Source organism: Embleya sp. NBC_00896 (genome assembly GCF_045207785.1).
Lineage (GTDB): Bacteria > Actinomycetota > Actinomycetes > Streptomycetales > Streptomycetaceae > Embleya.
In genome coordinates this window covers 6,846,541-6,869,729 of sequence record NZ_CP108776.1, presented here as the reverse complement: position 1 = coordinate 6,869,729, position 23,189 = coordinate 6,846,541, and the positions used below count along the sequence as shown (strand labels likewise).

Here is a 23,189-nt window from a genome sequence, read left to right as displayed (position 1 = left end):
ACGGCACCCGACGTGCCGTCGGATATGCCGTCGGATCTCACAAAGCACGCAGGCATACGCCGTCGGCCTCCCTCGGGTGTCCACGCCCTGGTCGGTGGCGGGACCCGCGACACGGGCCCCGGACAGCGGCAAGTCTCTGGCTCACGCGCGCCCGAGGGCACACGTGCACAGTGGCGGGACCGCTCCGGCTCACCGCACCGCGCCGGCGCCTTTCGAAGTTCCCGCGTCGAGGTGTGTCCGCCCCTCCCGCGGATCGCGGAAGGCTCGAACACACCTCGACACAGGGCCCGAAGGTCGTCCGCGTGATACGCCGGATTCCTTCCCTGCTGTCGGCCCCAGCCTCTCACACGTCCGAGAACGCGAAACGGCCCCTGCCGCGGGTGCGGCGGGGGCCGTCGTGCCACCCGACGGGATCGGGTCGCGGCGCGACAGGAAGGGGAGGATCAGAACGCGACGAGCACGTTCCCCTTGTACTCGTCGGCGATGTACTTCTTGACCTCGGGCGAGTTCAGCAGCTTGGCGAGCTTCTGCACGCGCGGGTCGTTCTCCTTGCCCTTCTTGACCACCAGGACGTTCGCGTACGGGTTGTTCTCGGCCTTCTCGACCGCGATGCCGTCCTTGCCCGGGGTGAGCTTGGCGGTGAGCGCGTAGTTGCCGTTGATGACCGCGCCGTCCACGTCGTCCAGCGCGCGCGGCAGCTGGGCGGCCTCGATCGCCTTGAACTTGAGCTTCTTCGGGTTGTCGACGATGTCCTTCTCGGTCGCCGTGGTGCCCGCGCCGTCCTTGAGCTTGATCACACCGTTGTCGGCGAGCAGCTTGAGCGCGCGGCCGCCGTTGGTGGCGTCGTTCGGGAACGCGATCGTCGCCCCGTCCTTGAGCTCGGCGAGCGACTTGACGTTCTTGGAGTACAGGGCCAGCGGCTCCAGGTGCACCGGCACGACCGGGACCAGGCTGGTCTTCTTCTCCTTGTTGGACTCCTCCAGGTACGGCTTGTGCTGGAAGAAGTTGGCGTCGACCGCGCCCTCGTCGAGGGCCGGGTTCTGCTGCGTATAGTCCGCGAACTCCTTGATGTCCAGCTTCAGGCCCTCCTTCGCCGCGAGGTTGTCCTTGATGTACTTCAGGATCTGCGCGTGCGGGACGGCGGAGGCGGCGACCTTGAGCGGGTCGGACTCGGAGGAGCCCTTCTTGTCGTCGTTGCCGCAGGCGGCAACACCGAGTCCGAGGGCGGCGACGGCGGAGAGGGCGACGAACTTGTTGATACGCACGAAGAGTGCCTTTCCTGGTGGTGCGTTGCGCGACGGCCGTTCGCCGCCGCGCGGCTAACGGTGGGCGAGCCTGCGGGAGAGCAGATCGCCCAGGAATTGGACGAGTTGGACCAGCACGACGAGCACCGCGATGGTGACGAGCATCAGGTTCGTCTCGAAGCGCTGGTAGCCGTAGCGGATCGCGAGGTCGCCGAGCCCGCCGCCGCCGACCACGCCCGCCATGGCGGAGTAGCCGACGATCGCGACGATGGTCACGGTCAGGCCGGAGATGATCGAGGGGATCGCCTCGCGCACGAGCACCTTGCGCACGATGGTCATCGTGCTCGCGCCCATCGACTGCGCGGCCTCGATCAGGCCCTTGTCCACCTCGCGCACGGCGGTCTCGACCAGCCGGGCGAAGAACGGGATGGCGCCGACGGTGAGCGGCACGATCGCGGCGTCGGTGCCGATCGTGGTGCCGACCACCCAGCGGGTGAACGGGATCAGCGCGACCAGCAGGATCAGGAACGGGATCGAGCGGCCGACGTTGACCACCAGGCCCAGCACCTTGTTCGCCGGCGCGAACGCGAGCGGTCCGCCGCGATCGGTCAGCACGAGCAGGAGCCCGAGCGCCAGGCCGGCGACCGCCGTGATCAGCGTCGCGACGCCGACCATGTACAGCGTCTCCTGGGTCGCGGTCTCCAACAGCGGCCGCATCTCGGACCAGGTCATCTTCAGATCTCCTTGCCCACGAGCGCCACACCGGCTTCGGCGGCGTCGGTGTCCGACTCGGCGGCGGCTGCCGCGGCCTCCTCGACGAGGTCGACCTGCAGGCCCTGCTCGCGCAGGTAGCCGATCGGCACGACGTTGTTCTCGAACGCGCCGTCCAGCGAGATCCGCATCCGGCCGATCTGCTTGCCGCCGACGCTCTCCACCGCCGCGCCCAGGACGTTGACGTCGACGTTGTAGGTGCGCGCGAGCGTGGAGATGAACGGCCGCGCCGTCTCCTCGCCGCGGAAGGTGATGTCGATGACCGTGCGACCTTCGAGCACGCCCGGCGTGCCGAGCGGGAACATCTCGCGCGCCAGCCGCGACCGGGGTCGGCTCAGCAGTTCACTCACCGTGCCGGACTCGACGATCCGGCCGCCCTCCATCAGGGCCGCCGAGTCGCAGATGCCCTTGACCACGTCCATCTCGTGGGTGATCAGCAGGATGGTCAGGCCGAGCCGGTCGCGCAGGTCGCGCAGCAGCGCCAGGATCGAGCGGGTGGTCTCCGGGTCGAGCGCCGAGGTGGCCTCGTCGGAGAGCAGCACGCGCGGCTCGGCGGCGAGCGCGCGGGCGATTCCGACCCGCTGCTTCTGGCCACCGGAGAGCTGCGCGGGGTATGCCTTCGCGTGCTCGCTCAGGCCGACCAGGTCCAGCAGCTCCGCGACCCGGCGGGCGCGGGCCTGCCGCGAAACGCCGGCGATCTCCAGCGGCACCGCGACGTTCCCGGCGACGTCGCGGCTGCTGAGCAGGTTGAAGTGCTGGAAGATCATGCCGATCCCGCGCCGCTCGGCCCGCAGCCGGCCGGCCGACATGGCGGTCAGGTCGCGCCCGCCGACCTCGACGGTGCCCGACGTGGGGCGCTCCAGGAGGTTGACGCAGCGGATCAGGGTGCTCTTGCCGGCGCCGCTGCGGCCGAGCACGCCGAAGATCTCGCCTTCGCGTACGTGCAGGTCGACGTCGTCGAGCGCGGTCACCTGCCGTTCTCGGCTGCGATAGACCTTGCTCAGGGCAGTGGTACGGATCACCGTGAAGTCCTCGATTGGGTGCGCGTGCCGAATCGGGCCCGACGAGGGGCCGCGCGAATCGATCACACAGGGGGTGTGGCGGGGATGACACCGGGGGCGCGTAGCGCTCGACCCGGGAGAGGGATCAGGCCCTCAAATCCTCAACAGCCACACATTCGACAGGTCTGACACGAACGGCACATGCGACGACAACCCGTGGCGGTAGCCGCGGTGCCGGATGTGTGAGCCGTCGTGAACATGATGCGATTAAACCAGACGTACAGCCCGCAATGGAAATGTGCTGCGTCACCGGCGCCTGCGAGTGGACCCGACAAAGCCCCGACGGCCATGGATTCCATGGTCACCGGGGCTTCGGTCGGGCTTCGCGAGGGTCGATCAGGCCGCGAGGACGGCCGTCTTGCGCAGGTAGACCAGGCTCAGCCGCGGGCTGACCTTCTCGACCCGCCCGGACACGTAGCCCAGGCGTTCGTACAGGCGCAGGTTGTTCTCGCTGCGGTGGCCGGTGAACAGCTCGTACTCGGCCGCGTCGACCAGCCGCTCCTCGATCGCGCGCAGCAGCCGGGTGCCGAGCATGTGCCGCTGTAGCCGCGGGTGGACGACCAGCTTGCCGATCCGGGCCACGCCGTCCTCGATGGTGGCGCGCACCGAGCCGACGACCTCGCCGCCGAGCCGCGCCACGAGGATGGTGTGTGTGTCGAACTCGTCGCGCAGACTGGCGAGGGTCTGCGTGAGCGGCTCGATGCCGTAGTCGTTGTACAGGGCGGCCTCGCCCTGGTAACAGAGGTACTGAAGCTTGAGGATCTGCTCGGCGTCGGATACGTCCGCCGTGCCGATGCCTACGTTCTGCCCCATCCGATTGCTCCCCTGATCGCCCTGATCACCGTGCGGATTGGTGTGCCGCAGCGTCTTGTCACAGTGCCTCCACGAAGGGGGAGGGTTGTCCCCTTCTCGAGTACTCGCGTGGCACTGCATTCGTCACTGTTCCACACGGCTTTTCCCAGGGTTCTACCCGGCCCTCACCTACGCGCAATCCGCCGTTCAGGCAACTCGTTCGGCACAGTGCGCTCGATCGAGTGATCGCCGGGTGATCCCGGGTGATCGTCGGGCGTTCCAGAGCGTCCCAGAACGCTCCAGAGCCTTCCAGAACGTCCCAGAACGTCTCAGGACGTGATCAGGGAAGCGACGACGACCTCCGCTCACCGCAGTCCGGTGACCCGACGCACCACTCCCTCCTTGATCGACCGGACCGCGGCGAGCGGCTCGGTGACCCGGTGCACGAACAGCGTCAGGTGCGCGTCGGCGCCGATCACGTACCGCGAGTCCGGCGCGTCGACGGTGGCCGCGAGGGCGATCGTGCGGGCCACCTTCTCCGGAGTGCTCCACAGCGGCTTCATCAGCTGGAAGCCCAGGTCCATCCGCTGGAAAGCGGTCGCGTACGCGCTGCCGCGATAGCGCTCGACGGCGTCGGCCATGTCGCCGGTGACCCCGCTGTGGAAGCCGCCCGGCGCGACCACCACGACGTCGACGCCGGCGCCGGCCACCTCCACGCGCAGCGCGTCCGAGACCGCCTCCATCGCGTGCTTGCCGGCCTGGTACCACCCCAGCAGCGGGTAGGTGACCCGGCCGGCGAGCGAGGAGATCTGCACGACCCGCCCCCAGCCGCGTTCACGCATGTGCGGGATCGCGAACCGGGCCAGCCGCAATGGGCCGAAGAGCGCGACCTCGAGGTGGTGGCGGGCCTCCTCCTCCATCACGTCCAGGACCGGCGCGAAGCTGGTGCCGCCGGCGTTGTTGACGAGGATGTCGGGGCGGACCCGGTCCACGACCTCCTTGCAGCCGGCCGCGTCCGTGACATCGAGCAGGACGGTGCGCACCTCCACGCCGGCCTCGGCCGCCGCCGCCGCGACCAGTTCCGCCTTCGCCCCGGAGCGCACCGTGCCGACGGTGTCGATGCCGCCGCGGGCCAGTTCGAGGACGGTCGCCAGACCCAGGCCCGAGTTCGCCCCCGTGACCAGTGCCGTTCTGCTCACGCGCGCCCCGCCTCGACGCCGGCGGATCGGGCGGACTCCTGCTCGCGGCGCGGCGCGGTCTTGCCGGCCGCCGGCTTGGCGCCGCTCTTGGCCATACCGTTCCCGGACGCCTTGGTCGTGCCGGTCTTGCGGGTGCCCTGGACCCGGCGCGGGGCCGGCACCTTGAGCACGGGCGCGCGGGTCGACGCGGGCGCCGATGCGGGCGCGGGCGCGACGCTCTCGGGCACCACGGTCTCGGGCGCGACCGGGTCGGGCAGGACACGCTCGGGCGCGACGGGTTCGGGCGCGACGGACTCGGCAGGCAGATCGCGTACGGCCTGCGGCGGGGCGATCTCGTCGGCGGCCTTGAGCAGCAGGTTGAGCTGCTCGACGATGCTGTCCGCGAGCGCGAACGGGTCGGGCAACGCCTCCCGGTCGGCCAGCACGCCGATGTCGACCTGATCGTGGTAGCTCATGCCACCGATGAACAATCCGAAGCCGTCGGCGATGATGCCCATCGAATGGAATGCCTCCACCTTCTGCCCGTTGGCATATAGAGGTACGCGCGGACCGGGCACGTTGGACACGGTGGCGTTGCACAACGCGGGCAGCACGGAGGCGAGATGCGCGTCGCGGTAGACGCCGCCGAGCAGGCCGAGCAGCACCGGCGGCGGCGCCTCGGCCAGGCCGGTGAGCAACTCGCTGCCCATCGCGCTCTGGACGGCCTTGGCCGCGTTCGAGTTCTCGTGGATGCACAGCAGGCGCTCGGCGGGTTCGGCCACGTCGGTGGCCAGCCCGACGAGCATGCCGGTGATCATGTTGCCGCCCGCCCGCTCGCCGCCGCGCGTGGCATCGACGGGCACCGTGGCCACCAGCTGGTTCTCGGGCAACTCCCCGAGTTCGTCCAGGTGTTCGCGTAGCGCGCCGGCCACGATCGCGAGCACGACGTCGTTGACCTTGACCCCGAAGACGTTCTTGACGAGCTTGATGTCGGACAGCGAAACCGTGCAGAAACCGTAGGAACGTTCCTTGCCGACGGGCTCGTTGAAGCGAGTCCTGGGCACATTCAACGGCAGAGCCCGACCCAGGCGCCCGGTCAGCGCGGCCTGCAGGACGCCCTGACCCAGTCGCCCGAGCTGCCTGCCCACCCGTACCGGCGTACCCGCCACCGAGAGCGCCGTGTCGCGCATCGCCGCCCAGCCGTCCGGCGGCTCGACCACCTCGGCCGGCGCGACCACGGGTGCCGGCCCGTCCTGGACCGGCGCGTTCGGGTCGGCGTCGAAGAAGATCTCCTGCATGGCCGCGCCGGAGCGGCCGTCGATGCACGCGTGGTGCACCTTCCACAGGTGCGCGACGCGCCCGTTCTCCAGGCCGTCGACCACCCACCAGTCCCACATCGGCCGGTCGCGACCGAGCCGGTGCCGGTAGATCTCCGCGGCCATCGCGGTCAGTTCGCGCCGGCCGCCCGGGGCCTCCAGGGTCGCCCGGTGCAGGTGGTTCTCGAGCTCGAACTCGGGGTCCTCGACCCAGTGCGGCCGGGCCAGCCCCCACGGGCCCTGGACCAGTTTGCGGCTCAGCAACGGCAACCGGGGCAGCCGTGCGGCCATCGTGCGCCTGAAGGCGGCGTGATCGATCCGTCCGCCCGTGGCGGAGGCGTCGACGATGGTCAGGCAGACGACGTGCGCCGGCCATTCCTCCGACTCCAGGGCCAGGAAAGCCGAATCCAAACCGGAGAGCTTCACCAGGTGTACCTCCTCCCGATGCCCGACGAGGTCAGGGCATCCTCGATGAAGCGGCGCGCCTCCCGGTTCCACATGGCTCCGATGTGCGAGCCGCGGTACCAGCAGACGGATGGTTCCTCCCAGTGCTTCCAGAGCCGATACGCCTGTTGCGGCGTGGCCATCCGATCGGCCAGTCCCGCGTAGACGAAGCGGCGGTCCAACGGCACCCGCGGGGTCACCGCGAGCGGCGAGACCACGCGGTGGACCGTCTCGGCCTCGTCGCCGAGCAGACCCGCCGCGCGCACCTCCCGCTTGATGTCGTCGGGTGCGTGGTGCGACATCACCCACGCCATGTCGACCGAGGGCACCCCGACGATGACGCAGTCGAGGTCTTCGAGACCCGCCAACAGGGCGGCGACATAGGCGCCGAGCGAGAGCCCGTGCACGGCGACGGGCGTGTCCCCCTGCCGCCGGATCCAGTCCAGGCAGCGGCGCACGTCCCACACGGCCTGGCCCAGGCCGTGCACGTTGCCGAGGTAGTCGAACGAGATGAACGGCGCGTCCTGGGCCCGCGAGGTCTTGCGCGGCCCGTGCATCGGCAGCACGGGATGGATGATGTTGATGCCCAGTTCGCGGTGCAGCCGCTGCGAGCGGAACGCCGGCAGGTCGCCGGGCCGCCCCATGCCGAAGCCGTGCAGGTTCACCAGCCACGGGCGCGGCTTGCCGGGGTGGCGCAGCACGTACGCCCACACCCGCTGATTCGCGCCGGCCGCCTGCCACCGGGTGGCCCCCGGGACACCGGCCCAGGGCACGTATTCGCTGTCGAACGCCAACTGTTCGTAACTGACCGTGCCGTACAGCTTGCCGCGGACGACCGGATCGAGCAGCGGCGGCGGTTCGGGATGGAAAAGAGTCGGGTCGTCCAGGTACGTCTCGGCGCGGAACTTGTGCACCGCGTCGGAGATCTCCTCCCGAATACGCAAGGCGTCGTCGGGGTCCGGGGAGAGTCGGCCGGTCGCCAGGAGGGCGACGACGAGTTCGTCGAGGAACGCCGCGGAAACCAGTCCCGGCGTGGGAAAGACGGTCGGCATGTCGGGGTAGCGGCGGCGCTCGGAGCGCAGCGACCGGACATAGGAACGCACTCCGAATCCCACGGACTGGGGGACGCTGCGCAGGAGCCCGCCGATCGGCAGATCCGAGAGCATGGAAGCGGACTTCTCACCCTCGGAACGGATGCGGCGCAGGCGATCGAGCATGCTGATCCCTCCCCTCGGTCGGGTCGACGGTCGAACGGAAATGATCACGCATGGTTGCGTAATCGCAACTCTCCGGCGATCGATCTGTGCCGACACTAGTACGGAATCAACGGAGCGAACACAGGCACTCGCTACTGGTAACGGCGAATTCACATATGGGCCTGGAACCTTAACTTCCGCTCACACGCGTGCAACCACAGCGAAACCGGGCGGCCTCTGGTAAACGCATTTCGATCACACGGAGAGTGACGGCGGTTTTCGGCCACAAATCGCCGGCCCGATCGCGTCCGCATGCCGGACACGCCCCCGGGCATGCCCCCGGACATGCCGAAGGGCCCGCGTCCTCGGGTGAGGACGCGGGCCCTTCGGCCTACGGATCGGGGTGCGGTGCGGCGTCAGCCGCCCGCCCACTGCCGCTGGATCGCGAGGTCCGTGCGGACGTCGGCGAGCTGCTCGGCGACCCGCACCGGGGCGGTGCCGCCGCGCCCGTCGCGCGAGGCGACCGAGCCGAGCACGGTCAGGACCGACCGCACGTCGGGGGTCAACTCCGGGGAGATCTCCGCGAGTTGATCGTCAGACAGGTCCCACAGCTCCAGGCCGCGGGGCTCGCAGTACTTCACGCACGCGCCGGCCACGTCGTGCGCGACCCGGAACGGCGTGCCCTCGCGGACCAGCCACTCGGCGATGTCCGTCGCGAGCGAGAACCCGGCCGGGGCCAGCTCCTCGAGCCGATCCCGGTGGAAGGTCAGCGTCGCGATCATCCCGGTGAACGCCGGGAGCAGGACCTCGAGCGTGTCGCAGGAGTCGAAGACCGGCTCCTTGTCCTCCTGGAGGTCCCGGTTGTAGGCCAGCGGCAGCGCCTTCAGGGTCGCCATCAGACCCGTCAGGTTGCCGATCAGCCGACCGGACTTGCCGCGCGCGAGCTCGGCGATGTCCGGGTTCTTCTTCTGCGGCATGATCGAGGACCCGGTCGAGAAGGCGTCGTCCAGGGTCACGAAGGAGAACTCCTTCGTGTTCCAGATGATGATCTCCTCGGCCAGCCGCGACAGGTTCACCCCCAGCATCGCGGTGACGAACGCGAACTCGGCGGCGAAGTCGCGCGAGGCGGTGCCGTCGATCGAGTTGGCCGCCGACGCGGAGAAGCCCAGGTCGCGCGCCACCGACTCGGGGCTGAGCCCGAGCGAGGAACCCGCGAGCGCGCCGGACCCGTACGCCGACACGTCGGCGCGCTTGTCCCAGTCGCGCAGCCGGTCGGCGTCCCGGGAGAACGCCTGCACGTGCGCGAGCAGGTGGTGCGCGAGCAGCACCGGCTGCGCGTGCTGCAGGTGGGTGCGGCCCGGCATGACCACGTCCATGTGCGCGGCGGCCTGTTCGACCAGCGCCTCCTGGAGGTCGGCGAGCAGCCGGCCGAGGATCCGCGCGTGGTCGCGCAGGTACATCCGGCCGAGCGTGGCGATCTGGTCGTTGCGCGAGCGGCCCGCGCGCAGCTTGCCGCCCAGGTCGGGGCCGAGGATCTCCAGCAGCCCGCGCTCCAGCGCGGTGTGCACGTCCTCGTCCGCGATCGTGGCGACCAGTTCACCGGACTCGACGTGCTTGGCCAGCGTGTCGAGGCCGCCCAGCATGCGGGACAGCTCGTCGTCGGTGAGCAGCCCGGCCGCGTGCAGCACCCGGGCGTGCGCGCGCGAGCCGGCGATGTCGTACGGGGCGAGCCGCCAGTCGAAGTGGACACTGGCGGAGAGCAGGGCGAGGGCCTCGGAGGGGCCGCCGGAGAAGCGGCCTCCCCACAGGCTCACCCGGTCGGGAGAGTTGGTCACGACTTGTCGTTGTCCCGCCGCGCGGCGATCTTGCTGGACAGCCCGAAGAGCTCGATGAAGCCCTTGGCCTGCGACTGGTCGAACGTGTCGCCGGTGTCGTAGGTGGCGAGGTTGAAGTCGTACAGCGACTCGTTGCTGCGCCGACCGGTGACCACGGCCCGGCCGCCGTGCAGCGTCATCCGGATGTCGCCGGACACGTGCTCGTTGGCCTCGGCGATGAAGCCGTCCAGCGCCCGCTTGAGCGGCGAGAACCACAGGCCGTCGTAGACCAGCTCGGCCCAGCGCTGCTCGACGGTCCGCTTGTAGCGGGCCAGCTCGCGCTCGACGGTGACGTTCTCCAGCTCCTGGTGCGCGGTGATCAGCGCGATCGCGCCCGGGGCCTCGTAGACCTCACGGCTCTTGATGCCCACGAGCCGGTCCTCGACCATGTCGATCCGGCCGATGCCCTGGGCGCCGGCCCGCAGGTTCAGCTCCTCGATCGCCTGCAGCACGCTGACCGGGCGACCGTCGATGGCGACCGGGACGCCGCGCGCGAAGGTGATGACGACCTCGTCGGCCTCCCGCTGCGTGGCCGGGTTCTGGGTGTACTCGTACACGTCCTCGATCGGCGCGTTCCAGATGTCCTCCAGGAAGCCGGTCTCCACCGCGCGCCCGAAGACGTTCTGGTCGATCGAGTAGGGCGACTTCTTGGTGGTGGCGATCGGCAGGTTCTTCGCCTCGGCGAACGCGATCGCCTTGTCCCGGGTCATCGCGTAGTCGCGGACCGGGGCGATGCACTTGAGCTCGGGCGCGAGCGAGGAGATGCCGACCTCGAAGCGGACCTGGTCGTTGCCCTTGCCGGTGCAGCCGTGCGCGACCGTGGTGGCGCCGTGCTTCTGCGCGGCGGCGACCAGGTGCTTGACGATGACCGGCCGCGACAGCGACGACACCAGCGGGTAGCGGTCCATGTAGAGGGCGTTCGCCCGGATCGCCGGGAGGCAGTAGCCGTCGGCGAACTCGTCGCGGGCGTCGGCGACCTCGGCCTCGACCGCGCCGCAGGCCAGCGCCCGCTTGCGGATGATGTCGAGGTCCTCGCCGTTCTGGCCGACGTCGACGGCCACCGCGATGACCTCGGCGCCGGTCTCCTCGGCGATCCACTGGATGCAGACGGAGGTGTCGAGACCTCCGGAGTAGGCGAGTACAACGCGCTCGGTCACGAGCGTTCTCCTTCGAAGAGTGGTCGGGCAGATGTGGTGCTGTGGTTCGCCGGAGCCGAGCGCTCTAGCGGTGGTACAAGGTCTGTGGGGCCACGCGGACCCGAGCTCGGGGCTACCCGCGGTTCTCGGCGAGGGCCAGGAGGTGGGCGGCCAGCGCCGCGCCTCCTTCGGGGTCTCGCGAGACCATCAGGATGGTGTCGTCGCCGGCGATGGTGCCGAGGATCAGCCGGGACTCGGCGTGGTCCATCGCCGAGGCCAGGAACTGGGCGGCCCCGGGCGGTGTGCGCACCACCACGAGGTTGCCGGACGCCTCCGCGGACACCAGCAGTTCGCCGGCCAGGCGCGACAGCCGTCCCTCGACCGCGGACTCCTCCAGCGGTGCCCGGGGGGTGCGGTCGCCGCCTTCGGCCGGAACGGCGTAGATCAGCGACCCTTCCCCGTCCCGGATCTTCACGGCGCCGAGCTCGTCGAGATCCCGGGAGAGCGTGGCCTGGGTGACGGCGAGGCCGTCCTCGGCGAGCAGGCGGGCGAGTTGGTTCTGCGACCGGACCCGGTGCCGGGTCAGGATGTCGACTATCCGCCGGTGGCGGGCGATCCGGGTGCTGGGCACCGCGTATACGCCCTCGGCCGGAGTCGCGTCGCTGCTCTGCTCGCTGCTCATGGGACGACCTCGCCTAGCGTCGGACTCGTCGTCGGCGGATGTGGGTCACGGTGTTCCTCCGGCGGGGGCGGCGGCGAGGCCGGCGTCCAGTATTGCGGGCAGTGCGGCGAGCAGCGCGTCCACGTCCGCGTCGTCGACGACGAGCGGCGGGGCGAGTCTGACCCGGGTGGGCACGGCGGCGTTGACGAGGAATCCCGCGTCCTGCGCCGCCTGTTGTACCTGCGACGCCACCGGTGCGGTCAGCACGATACCGATCAACAGGCCGGCTCCGCTGACATGGTCCACCAGCGGATGGGCGATCTTCTCCACGCCCGCCCGGATCTGCTCGCCCAGGCGGGCGGACCGAGCGCACAGGTCGTCGTTCTCGATCGTGTCCAGGACCGCGAGCGCCGCGGCGCAGCACACCGGATTGCCGCCGAACGTGGTGCCGTGCTGGCCCGGCTCGAAGAGCTCGGCCGCCGCGCCGAAGGCCACGCACGCGCCGATCGGCAGCCCGCCGCCGAGGCCCTTGGCGAGGGTGACCACGTCGGGCTCGATGCCCAGGGGCTGGTGCGCGAACCACGCGCCGGTGCGGGCGATGCCGGTCTGGATCTCGTCCAGGATCAGCAGCGCGCCGTGCGCGGCGGTGATCTCGCGGGCCGCGAGCAGGTAGCCCTCGCCGGGCATGACCACGCCGTTCTCGCCCTGGATGGGTTCCAGCACGACCGCGGCGGTCTGCGGGCCGACGGCGGCGCGCAGCGCCTCAACGTCGCCGTAGGGCACGAAGTCGACGCCGGCCGGCATCGGCGCGAACGGCTCGCGCTTCGCGGGCTGGCCGGTGAGCGCGAGCGCGCCCATCGTGCGGCCGTGGAAGCCGCCCTCGGCCGCGATGATCTGCGGCCGGCCGGTGCGCCGGGCGAGCTTGAACGCGGCCTCGTTGGCCTCGGCGCCCGAGTTGGCGAAGTAGACCCGGCCCGCGCGGCCGAACAGCCCGAGCAGCCGTTCGGCGAGCGCGACCGGCGGCTCGGCGATGTAGAGGTTGGACACGTGGCCGAGCCGGCCGAGCTGCTCGGCCACCGCGGCGGCGATCGCCGGGTGCGCGTGGCCGAGCGAGTTGACCGCGATGCCGCCGAGGAAGTCGACGTAGGTGTTGCCGTCGCTGTCCACGACCCGGGCGCCGGAGCCGCTCACCAGCTCGACGCGCGGGGTGCCGTAGTTCTTCATCAGCGACTGGTTCCACCGCTGAGTGAGTCCGCCGGTCCCGGTCATCACTCGGCCCCCTTCTCGTCGTGCCGGTCGTGCGACTTCTTCTCGTGTGACGGGACCACCATGGTCCCGATCCCCTGGTCGGTGAACACCTCGAGCAGCAGCGAGTGCGCGACCCGCCCATCCAGCACGTGCGCGGCCGGCACGCCCGCCTGCACGGCCCGCAGGCACGCCTCCATCTTGGGGAGCATGCCCGTGGACAGCGTCGGCATCATCGCCTCCAGCTCCGCGGCGTCCAGGCTGGATATCACCTCGTCGCTGGTGGGCCAGTCGGCGTACAGCCCCTCGACGTCGGTGAGCACGACGAGCTTCTCGGCGCCGAGCGCGACCGCGAGCGCGGAGGCCGCGGTGTCGGCGTTGACGTTGTAGACGTGCCCGTCGGTGCCGCGCGCGATCGAGGAGATCACCGGGATGCGGTTGTCGTGCAGCAGCGCCTTGATCGCGCCGGGGTCGACCTCGACGATGTCACCGACCAGGCCGATGTCGATCGACTCGCCGTCCACGACGGCGTGCCGCTTCTCGGCGGTCATCGTGTGCGCGTCCTCGCCGGTCATCCCGACGGCGAACGGGCCGTGCCGGTTGATCAGGCCGACGATCTCGCGCTGCACCTGGCCCGCGAGCACCATCCGGACCACGTCCATCGCCTCGGGCGTGGTCACCCGCAGGCCGGCGGTGAACGAGGACTCGATGCCGAGCCGGTCCAACTGGGCGCTGATCTGCGGGCCGCCGCCGTGCACGACCACCGGGCGCAGGCCCGTGAACCGCAGGAACACCAGGTCCTGCGCGAAGGCCTGCTTGAGCGCGTCGTCGACCATGGCGTTGCCGCCGAACTTGATCACCACGGTCTTGCCGTAGAAGCGCTCCAACCACGGCAGCGCCTCGATCAGCGTGCGCGCCTTGGCCAGGGCCTCGTTGTTGCGCCCCTGTTCGCCGGCCGATTCCGTGCGCATCCCGCTCCCCCGCGTCGCCTGGCTGTCCGTACCGGTCATGACGAGTAGGCCGAGTTCTCGTGGACGTAGTCGGCGGTGAGGTCGTTGGTCCACACCGTCACAGCGGCGTCGCCCGCGTTCAGGTTCGCGACGATGTGGGTCTCGCGCGGGGTCATGTCGACCAGCTCGCGGTCCTCGCCCACGAACCCGTCGCGACACACCCACACGCCGTTGAACGCGACGTCGAGCCGATCGGGGTCGAACGCGGCGGCGGTGGTGCCGATCGCGGCCAGCACCCGGCCCCAGTTGGCGTCCTCGCCGTGCACGGCGCACTTGAAGAGGTTGTTGCGGGCGATCGAGCGGGCCACCTCGAGGGCGTCCTCCTCGGTCGCGGCGCCGGCCACGTCGATCCGGATGTCCTTGCTCGCGCCCTCGGCGTCGCCGATCAGCTGCCGGGCGAGGTCGCCGCTCACGGCCCGCACGGCCTCGGCGAAGGCCGCGAGGTCGGGCTCGACGCCGGAGGCGCCGGAGGCCATCAGCAGCACGGTGTCGTTGGTGGACATGCAGCCGTCGGAGTCGATCCGGTCGAACGTGGTGTGCGTGGCGCCGCGCAGCACCGCGTCCAGCGTCTCGGCGTCGACCGCGGCGTCGGTGGTGAGCACCACGAGCATCGTGGCCAGACCCGGGGCGAGCATGCCCGCGCCCTTGGCCATCCCGCCGACCGTCCACCCCGCGGGGTCGGTGACGGCGGACTGCTTGTGCACGCTGTCGGTGGTCTTGATGGCGATCGCGGCGTCCTCGCCGCCGTCCGCGTGCAGGGCCGCGGCGGCCTTGTCGACGCCCGGCAGCAGCTTGTCCATCGGCAGCTGGAGGCCGATCAGACCGGTGGAGGCCACCACGATCTCGCCCGCGTTCAGCCCGAGCAGCTCGGCGACCCGCTCGGCGGTGGCGTGCGTGTTGCGAAAGCCCTCGGAGCCGGTGCACGCGTTCGCGCCACCGGAGTTGAGCACGACGGCCTGCACCTGGCCGGCCTTGACGACCTGCTCCGACCACACCACCGGCGCGGCCTTGACCCGGTTGGCGGTGAACACCGCCGCGCCCGCGATCGAGGGCCCGTCGTTGACGACGAGCGCGACGTCGGGCAGGCCCGTGGTCTTGAGGCCCGCGGCCACTCCCGAGGCCCGGAAGCCCTTTGCTGCGGTGACGCTCACGGCGCTACCCCCGTCTTGCTCAGTCCCAGGTCCTCGGCGAGGCCGAGGGCGATGTTGGTGCTCTGGATGGCGCCGCCGGCGGTGCCCTTGGCGAGGTTGTCTATCGCGCCGACCACGACGACCCGGCCGGCCCGCTCGTCGACGGTGACCTGGAGCACGGCGGTGTTCGCGCCGTAGACCATGGCCGTGGCCGGCCACTGGCCCTCGGGCAGCACGTGCACGAACGGCTCGTCGGCGTAGGCCGCGGTGTAGGCCGCGCGCACCGCCTCGGCGGTGGCGCCCGGCTTCAGCCTGGCGGTGCAGGTGGCGAGGATGCCGCGCGACATCGGGATCAGCGTCGGGGTGAACGACACCGTGACGTCGGCGTCGGTGACCGCGCGCAGGCCCTGGATGATCTCCGGCGTGTGCCGGTGCGTCCCGCCGACGCCGTAGGCGCTCGCCGAGCCCATCACCTCGCTGCCGAGCAGGTGGGTCTTGGGCGCCTTGCCCGCGCCGGAGGTGCCGGACGCGGCCACCACGACCCAGTCGGGCTCGACCAGGTCGGCCGCGAGCGCGGGCACCGTGCACAGCAGCGAGACGGTCGGGTAGCAACCGGGGACCGCGATCCGCTTGGTGTCCACGAGCGCCGCCCGGCCACCGGGCAGCTCGGGCAGTCCGTACGGCCATGTCCCGGCATGGGAGGATCCGTAGAACTCCTCCCAATCCGCCGAGTCGCGCAGCCGGTAGTCGGCGCCGCAGTCCACCACCAGCACGTCCTCGCCCAGCTGCGCGGCGAGCGCGCCGGACTGTCCGTGCGGGAGGGCCAGGAACACCACGTCGTGACCCGCGAGGTTTTCGACGGTGGTCTCCGCGAGGACGCGATCGGCCAGCGGCAACAGGTGCGGCTGCAGCTCGCCCAGACGTCGGCCCGCGTTGGACCCCGCCGTGAGCGTGCCGATCTCGATCTCCGGGTGTGCGAGCAGCAGGCGCAGGATTTCCCCGCCCGCGTATCCGCTCGCCCCGGCCAGTGCCGCCTTGGCCCCCATACCGCCTCCTCGTGAGGAGCATGACTATACGGAAGTTAGAATCTCTATGCAAGTACGTTGCGTGACCCCCCATGCCGGGCCCCCAACGGGGGCGGGCCCACCGCCCCACCCTCCACCCCGGTGGGGCGCATGCCAGGTGCGTTAGGATCAGCCGACTTCGGATACGCGCCCCCCAGCGGGCAGTTCAAGGCCGGCGCGACGGCGCGGCGACGACGCAGCCGGCGGGCGCCCCCGCCCTGGAAACGAACGAGACCACGTGACCCCTCCTTCCGGCACCTCCGGGCCCGCCGGCGCCCCCCGCGCCGCGGATCCGGACCTAGAGTCCCCGACCGGCGAGCCCCAGTCGCCGCCGACGTCGGGCCCGACGGACCCCGACGACGCCCCGGGCACCGCCCCGACGGGCCGTCGGCGCACGCGCGTCCCACTCCCCGACCTGCTCGCCCTCGGCCTGCCGACGCTCGTGTTCGCGATCATGGGCTGGCACCAGCGCTGGATCACCGACGACGGTCTGATCTTCACCCGCGCGGTCCGCGAGATCCTGGCCGGCAACGGCCCCGTCTACAGCGCCGGCGAACGGGTCGAGACCTCCACGAGCACGCTGTGGCAGTGGCTGCTCGTGCTGCTCGGCTGGATCACCCCGTTCGACTACGCGCCCACCGCCGTCTACGCCGGCCTGGCCCTGGCCGTCGCCGGCCTGTGGCTGGCCCTGGACGGCACCCGCCGACTGTTCCGCGGCATGGCGGTCACCCGGCTGCTACTGCCCGCCGGCGCCCTGGTGTTCATCGCCGTGCCGTCCGTATGGGACTTCGCCACCGCCGGCATGGAGACCGGCCTGATCCTGTTCTGGATCGGCCTGTCGTGGTGGCTGTTGGTCGGCACCTGGCTGCGCCCCGTCGGCAAGCACACCACCCGCCACACGCTCACCGTCTCGGTCGTCTTCGGCCTCGGCCCCCTGGTCCGCCCGGACCTGGGCCTGACCATGCTCGTCCTGCTCGTCGCGCAGTTCCTGCTCATCAAGGCGCGCTGGCCCAAGGCCCTTCTGATGCTGGCGTGCGCGGGCTTCCTGCCGGCCGCCTACCAGCTCTTCCGGATGGGCTACTACGGCCTGATCTTCCCGATGCCCGCCCTCACCAAGGAGGCGTCGGGCTCGCTGTGGGGTCGCGGCTGGGGCTACCTCACCGACTACATGAAGCCGTATTACCTGTGGATCCCGATGATCCTGATCCTCGTCGCGGTCGCGCTCGCGCTGGTGCGCCGGCGCCCGGCCGACCGCCGCACCTGGATCGTCATCGCCGCCCCGCTGGTCGCGGCCCTGTTCCAGAGCGTGTACGTGCTCAAGGTCGGCGGCGACTTCATGCACGGCCGGATGTGGCTGCCGGTCCTGCTGCTCGTCCTGCTCCCGCTGCTGCTCGCCCCGCTCGACCGCCTGGTCACCCCGGTCGTCGCGCTGGTCCTGGTGTGGGCCGTGGTCTGCGGCTCGACCCTGCGCTCGGGCGTGATCACCACACCGTCGCCCAACGGCGTCGGCAGTCGGGTCTGGAACGAACGCGACATCTACTCGAACTGGACCCGCACGGACAATCCCACCACCGAGGAGGCGCACATGCGCACGCTTCCCGGCATGGAGGAGGCGATGCGCAACGCGAAGGCCAATGGACAGCGTTTGTTGTTCGTGGACTCGAACTACGTGAAGATCCCGCCGCTGCCGCTGCGCCCGGACCTGCCCTACGACCGCGGCCTGATCATCGGCCGACTCGGCGTGGGCGGCTCGGTCACCCCGCTCGACGGCATCGTCGTGGACACCTGGGGCCTGGCCAACACCGTCGGCGCGCACATCACCGAGACCGCGCACACCGCCGCCGGCCACAAGAAGCTGCTGCCGCTGGCCTGGAACATCGCGCTGTACGTCGACCCCAGCGGCGACGCGCTCGTGCCCGCCTCGGCCGCGACCCCGGAGCAGATCCGGGCGGCCCGGGCCGCGCTGCGCTGCGGCGACCTCAAGGAGCTCGTCGACTCGGTCACCGAGCCCATGTCCGCGTCCCGTTTCTGGAAGAACGTCACGGGCTCCGCGGACCGGACCAAGCTGCGGATCCCCTCCGATCCGATCGAGGCCGAGAAGAAGTTCTGTTCGCCGTCCTGAACCCGCCATCGGCCCGGCGATCGATCATCAGTGGTTATGGTGTGGTCGGCCCGCCCGTCCCGACTGGAGTCAAGGAACCATGAGCCTCGTGAGTGTGCTGTCCGGGCGCTCGCGCTCAAGCTGGTGGGCCGGCCCCTCCACGAACGGGCCGCAGCGGCGCACCGTCGCACGCTGGAACACCGCGATGGTGGCGCTGCCGACGCTGATCGTGCTGATCCTGGGCTGGCATCGGCGCTGGATCAGTGACGACGGGCTGATCTTCACCCGCACGGTCCGGCAGATCCTGGCGGGCCACGGCCCGGTGTTCAACGTCGGCGAACGCGCCGAGTCGTCCACGAGCACGCTGTGGCAGTGGATCCTGGTCGCGGGATCGTGGACCACCCAGATGGACGTCGGCCGGCTCGCGGTCTACCTCGGCCTGTTGTGCACCGCCACCGGCTACGCGCTGGCACTGCACGCCACGCGTCGGTTGTACACCCCCGCCGGCACGGCCCCCCTCCTGGTGCCGTTCGGCGTGCTCGCGCTGCTCGCGCTGCCGCCGGTGTGGGACTTCGCCACCTCCGGCCTGGAAACCGGCCTGACCACGCTGTGGACGGCCGGCTGCTGGTGGCTGCTGGTACGACTGCCACACGACGAACGCACACGAACCACCTACGGACTCGCGTTCCTCACCGGCCTGGGCCCCATGGTCCGCCCCGACCTCGCAATCGCAACGCTGGGCTTCCTGACCGCACTCGCCGTGATCCGCCGACCACGACCGCTCCGCGCACTCGCCCTCTTCGCCACCGCGATCGCAACACCACTGCTGTACGAACTCTTCCGCATGGGCTACTACGGCGTCCTGCTACCGCTACCCGCGGTCACCAAGGAGGCGTCCGCCACCGACTGGTCGCGCGGCTGGGGCTACGTGCGCGACCTGACCGGCCCGTACCACCTGTGGATCCCGTTCGTCCTGCTGCTCGGGTACGTGCTCGCCCGGCTCGGCCTGCGCCTGTTCGGCTCCGCCGCGCCGCCGCGCCTGCGCGGGATCGACCGCGCCGGCTGGGCCCGGATCACCGTGTACGCCGTCCCGGTGCTGTGCGGCATCGCGATGCAGCTCTACGTCGTGCGCGTCGGCGGCGACTTCATGCACGGACGAATGCTGCTGCCGGGCCTGTTCATGCTGCTCCTGCCCATCCTGCTGGTCCCGGTCAACCGCATCGCGCTGCCCGCGGCGGCGGTCCTGATCGGCTGGGCGCTGGTGTGCGCGATCGCGTTCCGCGTGCCGTACACCGGCATCGGCCCACGCGCCATCGCCGACGAACGCGCCTTCTACATCAGCGCCCTCAAGGTCGCCAACCCGGTCACCGCGTACTCCTATATCGCCAACTACCCGCGCTTCCCCGCGGCCGCGCAGGCCGCCCGGGCCGACTACAAGCACGTGGTCGTCTACCCCTGGCACGACGGCTTCTACGTGACCCCGCTGAACCCGAACCTGCCGGCCCCGGTCGCCACGGTGTGGACCAACCTCGGCATGAACGGCGCCAACACCCCGCTCAACGGCGTCTCCGTCGACGTCCTCGGCCTCGCCTACCCCCTGGCCGCGCACGTCGAACTGACCACGCGCGGCCGGCCGGGCCACGAGAAGGAGATCGACATCGCCTGGGTCTTCGCGCAATACGCGGACCCGGACGCGGTACTGCCCCCGGGCATCGACCCGATCCGCGTCAAGGCCGCCCGCTACGCCCTGACCTGCGGCGACCAAAACCGCGGCAAGCTCAAGGAGTTGCAGGACTCGGTCCACGAACCGATGTCCTGGAGCCGCTTCAAGAAGAACTTCACCGGCTCCTTCTCCCGCACCTCCTTCCGCTTCCCCAGCAACCCGGTAGACGCCGCAAAGGAAATCTGCGGCGTCGACGTCCAACAAGAGGGCACCCTCCCCAAGGACAAACCCGACCGCTAACACCCGGCCCTCAAGGCCCCCCGCACGACCCCGCCACACACCAAAACCCGACCAACCCCAGCCCGTCCGGCGCCTGAGGACACCCACAACCGCCGCCCACGCACCAAACACCAACCAAACCCAGCCCGTCCGGCGCTTGAGGACACCCGCACAAGCCCGCCACACACCAAGAGCCAAGCAAATCCAGCCCGTCCGGCGCTTGAGGACACCCACAACCGCCGCTCACGCACCAAACACCAACCAAATCCAGCCCGTCCGGCGTTTGAGGACACCGGCATCAGGCCACCCCAACCATGCGGCGCCTGAGCAACCCAACCCCGCGCGTCAACCGCGAGACCGCACCGACACGTCGTTCACATGCGAGTCCGCCGGCAGTTCGAGCGCCGACAACACGACCCCCGCGATCGTCGCAGGGTCGCTGTAGCGCTCACTCTCGAACGCCCCGCCCTCCTGCTCCCGCACACCCCGCTGCATCGCCGTCGCGGTCCGCCCCGGGTACACACTCGTCACCCGCAACTCCGGCTCCTCCGCCCGCAACCCGTCGGCCAACGCCTTCAGCGCGTGCTTGCTCGCCGCGTACGCCGTCCACCCCGGACTCGTCCGCAACCCCGCACCGCTGTTCAGCAGAACCACGTCCGCCCGACCGCGCCGAAGACCCGGCAGCAGCACGCGGGTGACCTCCGCCACCGCCGTCACGTTGACGGTCAGGGTGCGCGACCACACGGCCGCGGGCGTCTCGGCCACCGTGCCCAGGTCCGCGATGCCGGCGCTGTGCACCAGGCCCGCGAACGTCTCGTCGGCGAGCGCCCCGAGCGCGCCCTCGATCGTCTCGGGTTGCTCCAGATCGGCGACCACGGTCCGCACCCCCGGCGCGGCGACGTCCCGAGCCCGCTGCTCGGACCGCACAATCGCAACCAGGTCGTGCCCACGCGCCCGCAGCAGGCGGGCGATCTCCGCACCGATGCCACTGCCGGCACCGGTGATCACGTAAGTACTCATGCCGCCACCCTACGAGCCCAACCCCCGCCCGCCGCGAGCGGAACACCCACTCCCCCGACTGGAGTCCGCCGACCATGAGCCTCATGACCACGCTCTCCGGGCTCGGCCGCCCGGGATCGGACGCCGCCGAGCCGCCGACCGATCCCCGGCCGCGCCTCGTCCGGCGCTGGAACACGGCGATGGTGCTGCTGCCCGCGCTGATCGTGGCCGTACTGGGGTGGCGGCACCGCTGGATGAGCGACGACGGGCTGATCTTCACCCGCCCCGTCCGCCAGGTACTGGCCGGCCACGGCCCCGTGTTCAACCTCGGCGAGCGCGCGGAGGCGTCCACGAGCACGCTGTGGCACTGGCTCCTGGTCGCGGGATCGTGGACCACCGGCGTGGAAGCCGCGCCGTTCGCCGTGTACTTCGGCCTCGCGTGCAGCGTGGCCGGCTACGCCGCGGCCCTGGACGCCACCCGCCGGCTGCATCTCCCCCGGCTCGAAGCCCCGTTCCTGGTGCCGTGCGGCGTACTGATCCTGATCGCCCTGCCGCCGGTGTGGGACTTCGCCACCTCCGGCCTGGAAACCGGCCTGACCACGCTGTGGACGGCCGGCTGCTGGTGGCTGCTGGTACGACTGCCACACGACGAACGCGCACGAACCACCTACGGACTCGCGTTCCTCACCGGCCTGGGGCCCCTGGTGCGCCCCGACCTCGCAATCGCAACGCTGGGCTTCCTGACCGCACTCGCCGTGATCCGCCGACCACGACCGCTCCGCGCACTCGCCCTCTTCGCCACCGCGATCGCAACACCACTGCTGTACGAACTCTTCCGCATGGGCTACTACGGCGTCCTGCTACCGCTACCCGCGCTGACCAAAGAGGCCACCACGAGCGAGTGGACCCGCGGCCGGGAGTACGTCCTCGACCTGGTCACCCCGTACCACCTGTGGCTGCCCGCCCTGGTGCTCGCGGTGTTCGCCGTCCTCACCCTGGCGACCCGCCCGTCCGGCGTGCACCGGACCCGGATCGTCGTGTGCGTGACGCCCATGCTGTCCGGGCTCGCGATGCTGCTGTACATCGCCCGGGTCGGCGGCGACTTCATGCACGGACGGATGCTCCTGCCGGGCCTGTTCCTGCTGCTCCTGCCGATCCTGACGGTCCCCGCGAGCCGACTCGCCATCCCCGTCGCGACCACGCTGATCGGCTGGGCCATGCTGTGCGCGATCGGGTTCCGGGTCGGCTACGACGGCATCGGCCCACACGGCATCGCCAACGAACGCGGCTTCTACACACACACGCTACGCACCGCCAACCCGGTCACCGCCGACACCTACATCGAGCGCTTCCCGGGCTTCCCCACGATGACCCGCGGCCCCCATCCCGCCTACCGCCACACGCTGCTCCACCTCACCCCGGCCCATGCCTTCGTGATCGGACTGCGCCCGGAACTCGACACCCCGATCGTGACGGTCTGGCCGTCGCTCGGCATGAACGGCGCGGCCACCCCACTGCGCGGCATCGCGATCGACGACCTGGCCCTGGCCTATCCCCTGGGCGCGCACATCGAACTCACCACCCGCGGCCGCCCGGGTCACGAGAAGCAGATCGACGCGGCCTGGGTACTGGCCGAATACGCGGACCCCGCCGCCCCCTTGCCGGCGGACATCGACCCGATCCGAGTCGCCGCCGCCCGCCACGCCCTCACCTGCGGCCCCCTCAAGGAACTCCAGGACTCGGTACGAGCCCCGATGACCTGGACCCGCTTCGCCAAAAACCTCACCGGCGCCCTGACCCGCACCACCTTCCGCTTCCCCAACGACCCACTAACCGCCACCCAAAAATTCTGCCCCACCCCACCAAACTCCCCCTAACCACCAACCCACGCAACCCACGCAACCCAGCCCGCCCAGGCCACTCCAGCCCGTCCGGCGCTTGAGGACACCACCACCAAGCCACGCAACCCAGCCCACCCAAGCCACCCCAGCCCGTCCGGCGTTTGAGGACAACGGCACCAGGCCA

At 70.7% G+C, this 23,189-nt stretch carries 17 protein-coding genes and 1 pseudogene; 3 read left to right on the top strand and 15 right to left on the bottom strand.

What is annotated here, in order from left to right:
* Nucleotides 1-443: 443 nt before the first annotated feature.
* The 14 genes and pseudogenes from OG928_RS30660 to argC all read right to left on the bottom strand — a co-directional run bounded on the left by OG928_RS30660 (nt 444) and on the right by argC (nt 16,104).
* Nucleotides 444-1,265, bottom strand: a complete 822-nt coding sequence (locus tag OG928_RS30660; RefSeq protein WP_406289764.1) for a MetQ/NlpA family ABC transporter substrate-binding protein — start codon at nt 1,263-1,265, stop codon at nt 444-446.
* A gap of 57 nt (nt 1,266-1,322) precedes the next feature.
* Nucleotides 1,323-1,976 (bottom strand): annotated as a pseudogene (locus tag OG928_RS30655) (methionine ABC transporter permease); the annotation flags it as partial.
* A 2-nt stretch (nt 1,977-1,978) separates the two neighbouring features.
* Entirely contained in the window at nt 1,979-3,037 is a 1,059-nt protein-coding gene (locus tag OG928_RS30650; RefSeq protein WP_406289760.1) for a methionine ABC transporter ATP-binding protein, read from the bottom strand.
* Nucleotides 3,038-3,412: 375 nt separating this feature from the next.
* Entirely contained in the window at nt 3,413-3,889 is a 477-nt protein-coding gene (locus OG928_RS30645; protein WP_406289757.1) for a GNAT family N-acetyltransferase, read from the bottom strand.
* Between the two features lie 344 nt (nt 3,890-4,233).
* Nucleotides 4,234-5,067: an SDR family NAD(P)-dependent oxidoreductase gene (locus OG928_RS30640; protein ID WP_406289754.1), complete on the bottom strand. Its 834-nt coding sequence runs from the start codon at nt 5,065-5,067 to the stop codon at nt 4,234-4,236.
* Nucleotides 5,064-6,788: a wax ester/triacylglycerol synthase family O-acyltransferase gene (locus OG928_RS30635; RefSeq protein WP_406289751.1), complete on the bottom strand. Its 1,725-nt coding sequence runs from the start codon at nt 6,786-6,788 to the stop codon at nt 5,064-5,066. The genes OG928_RS30640 and OG928_RS30635 overlap by 4 nt, the downstream gene beginning before the upstream one ends.
* A complete protein-coding gene (locus OG928_RS30630; protein ID WP_406289749.1) occupies nt 6,785-8,023 on the bottom strand; it encodes an alpha/beta hydrolase family protein in 1,239 nt (412 codons plus the stop codon). Before OG928_RS30630 ends, OG928_RS30635 begins: the two co-directional genes overlap by 4 nt.
* 395 nt (nt 8,024-8,418) lie before the next feature.
* Nucleotides 8,419-9,837, bottom strand: coding sequence for an argininosuccinate lyase (argH, locus tag OG928_RS30625; RefSeq protein ID WP_406289747.1), 1,419 nt, complete (start codon nt 9,835-9,837; stop codon nt 8,419-8,421).
* Nucleotides 9,834-11,033, bottom strand: a complete 1,200-nt coding sequence (locus tag OG928_RS30620) for an argininosuccinate synthase (protein ID WP_406289744.1) — start codon at nt 11,031-11,033, stop codon at nt 9,834-9,836. Before OG928_RS30620 ends, argH begins: the two co-directional genes overlap by 4 nt.
* A 112-nt stretch (nt 11,034-11,145) precedes the next feature.
* Nucleotides 11,146-11,694 carry an arginine repressor gene (locus OG928_RS30615; protein WP_406289743.1) on the bottom strand — a complete coding sequence of 183 codons (549 nt, stop codon included), beginning with the start codon at nt 11,692-11,694 and terminating at the stop codon, nt 11,146-11,148.
* A 45-nt stretch (nt 11,695-11,739) separates the two neighbouring features.
* Nucleotides 11,740-12,942 (bottom strand): acetylornithine transaminase, encoded by a 1,203-nt coding sequence (locus OG928_RS30610; RefSeq protein ID WP_406289741.1) that lies wholly within the window; start codon nt 12,940-12,942, stop codon nt 11,740-11,742.
* Nucleotides 12,942-13,889, bottom strand: coding sequence for an acetylglutamate kinase (argB, locus tag OG928_RS30605; RefSeq protein ID WP_406289739.1), 948 nt, complete (start codon nt 13,887-13,889; stop codon nt 12,942-12,944). The genes OG928_RS30610 and argB overlap by 1 nt, the downstream gene beginning before the upstream one ends.
* Nucleotides 13,890-13,924: 35 nt before the next feature.
* On the bottom strand, nt 13,925-15,079 hold the full coding sequence (gene argJ / locus OG928_RS30600; RefSeq protein WP_406289737.1) for a bifunctional glutamate N-acetyltransferase/amino-acid acetyltransferase ArgJ: 1,155 nt from the start codon (nt 15,077-15,079) through the stop codon (nt 13,925-13,927).
* A complete protein-coding gene (gene argC, locus OG928_RS30595; RefSeq protein WP_406289734.1) occupies nt 15,076-16,104 on the bottom strand; it encodes an N-acetyl-gamma-glutamyl-phosphate reductase in 1,029 nt (342 codons plus the stop codon). The genes argJ and argC overlap by 4 nt, the downstream gene beginning before the upstream one ends.
* A gap of 256 nt (nt 16,105-16,360) precedes the next feature.
* On the opposite strand from argC, the gene OG928_RS30590 reads away from it, so the two are divergent.
* On the top strand, nt 16,361-18,244 hold the full coding sequence (locus OG928_RS30590; RefSeq protein WP_406289732.1) for a hypothetical protein: 1,884 nt from the start codon (nt 16,361-16,363) through the stop codon (nt 18,242-18,244).
* Nucleotides 18,245-18,323: 79 nt separating this feature from the next.
* On the top strand, nt 18,324-20,186 hold the full coding sequence (locus OG928_RS30585; RefSeq protein WP_406289729.1) for a hypothetical protein: 1,863 nt from the start codon (nt 18,324-18,326) through the stop codon (nt 20,184-20,186).
* Between the two features lie 324 nt (nt 20,187-20,510).
* On the opposite strand, the gene OG928_RS30580 is transcribed toward OG928_RS30585, so the two are convergent.
* On the bottom strand, nt 20,511-21,185 hold the full coding sequence (locus tag OG928_RS30580; RefSeq protein ID WP_406289727.1) for an SDR family oxidoreductase: 675 nt from the start codon (nt 21,183-21,185) through the stop codon (nt 20,511-20,513).
* Nucleotides 21,186-21,268: 83 nt separating this feature from the next.
* Between OG928_RS30580 and OG928_RS30575 the strand changes: the two genes are divergently transcribed.
* Nucleotides 21,269-23,041: a hypothetical protein gene (locus OG928_RS30575; RefSeq protein WP_406289724.1), complete on the top strand. Its 1,773-nt coding sequence runs from the start codon at nt 21,269-21,271 to the stop codon at nt 23,039-23,041.
* The last annotated feature ends 148 nt before the right edge of the window (nt 23,042-23,189 follow it).

Excerpts from the sequence above, each read along its gene's own strand:
- OG928_RS30645 (WP_406289757.1), bottom strand. The coding sequence starts at position 3,889 with ATGGGGCAGAACGTAGGCATCGGCACGGCGGACGTATCCGACGCCGAG.
- OG928_RS30575 (WP_406289724.1), top strand. The coding sequence starts at position 21,269 with ATGACCACGCTCTCCGGGCTCGGCCGCCCGGGATCGGACGCCGCCGAG.
- OG928_RS30580 (WP_406289727.1), bottom strand. The coding sequence starts at position 21,185 with ATGAGTACTTACGTGATCACCGGTGCCGGCAGTGGCATCGGTGCGGAG.
- OG928_RS30630 (WP_406289749.1), bottom strand. The coding sequence starts at position 8,023 with ATGCTCGATCGCCTGCGCCGCATCCGTTCCGAGGGTGAGAAGTCCGCT.
- argC (WP_406289734.1), bottom strand. The coding sequence starts at position 16,104 with ATGGGGGCCAAGGCGGCACTGGCCGGGGCGAGCGGATACGCGGGCGGG.
- OG928_RS30615 (WP_406289743.1), bottom strand. The coding sequence starts at position 11,694 with ATGAGCAGCGAGCAGAGCAGCGACGCGACTCCGGCCGAGGGCGTATAC.
- OG928_RS30610 (WP_406289741.1), bottom strand. The coding sequence starts at position 12,942 with ATGACCGGGACCGGCGGACTCACTCAGCGGTGGAACCAGTCGCTGATG.
- OG928_RS30585 (WP_406289729.1), top strand. The coding sequence starts at position 18,324 with ATGAGCCTCGTGAGTGTGCTGTCCGGGCGCTCGCGCTCAAGCTGGTGG.
- argB (WP_406289739.1), bottom strand. The coding sequence starts at position 13,889 with ATGCGCACGGAATCGGCCGGCGAACAGGGGCGCAACAACGAGGCCCTG.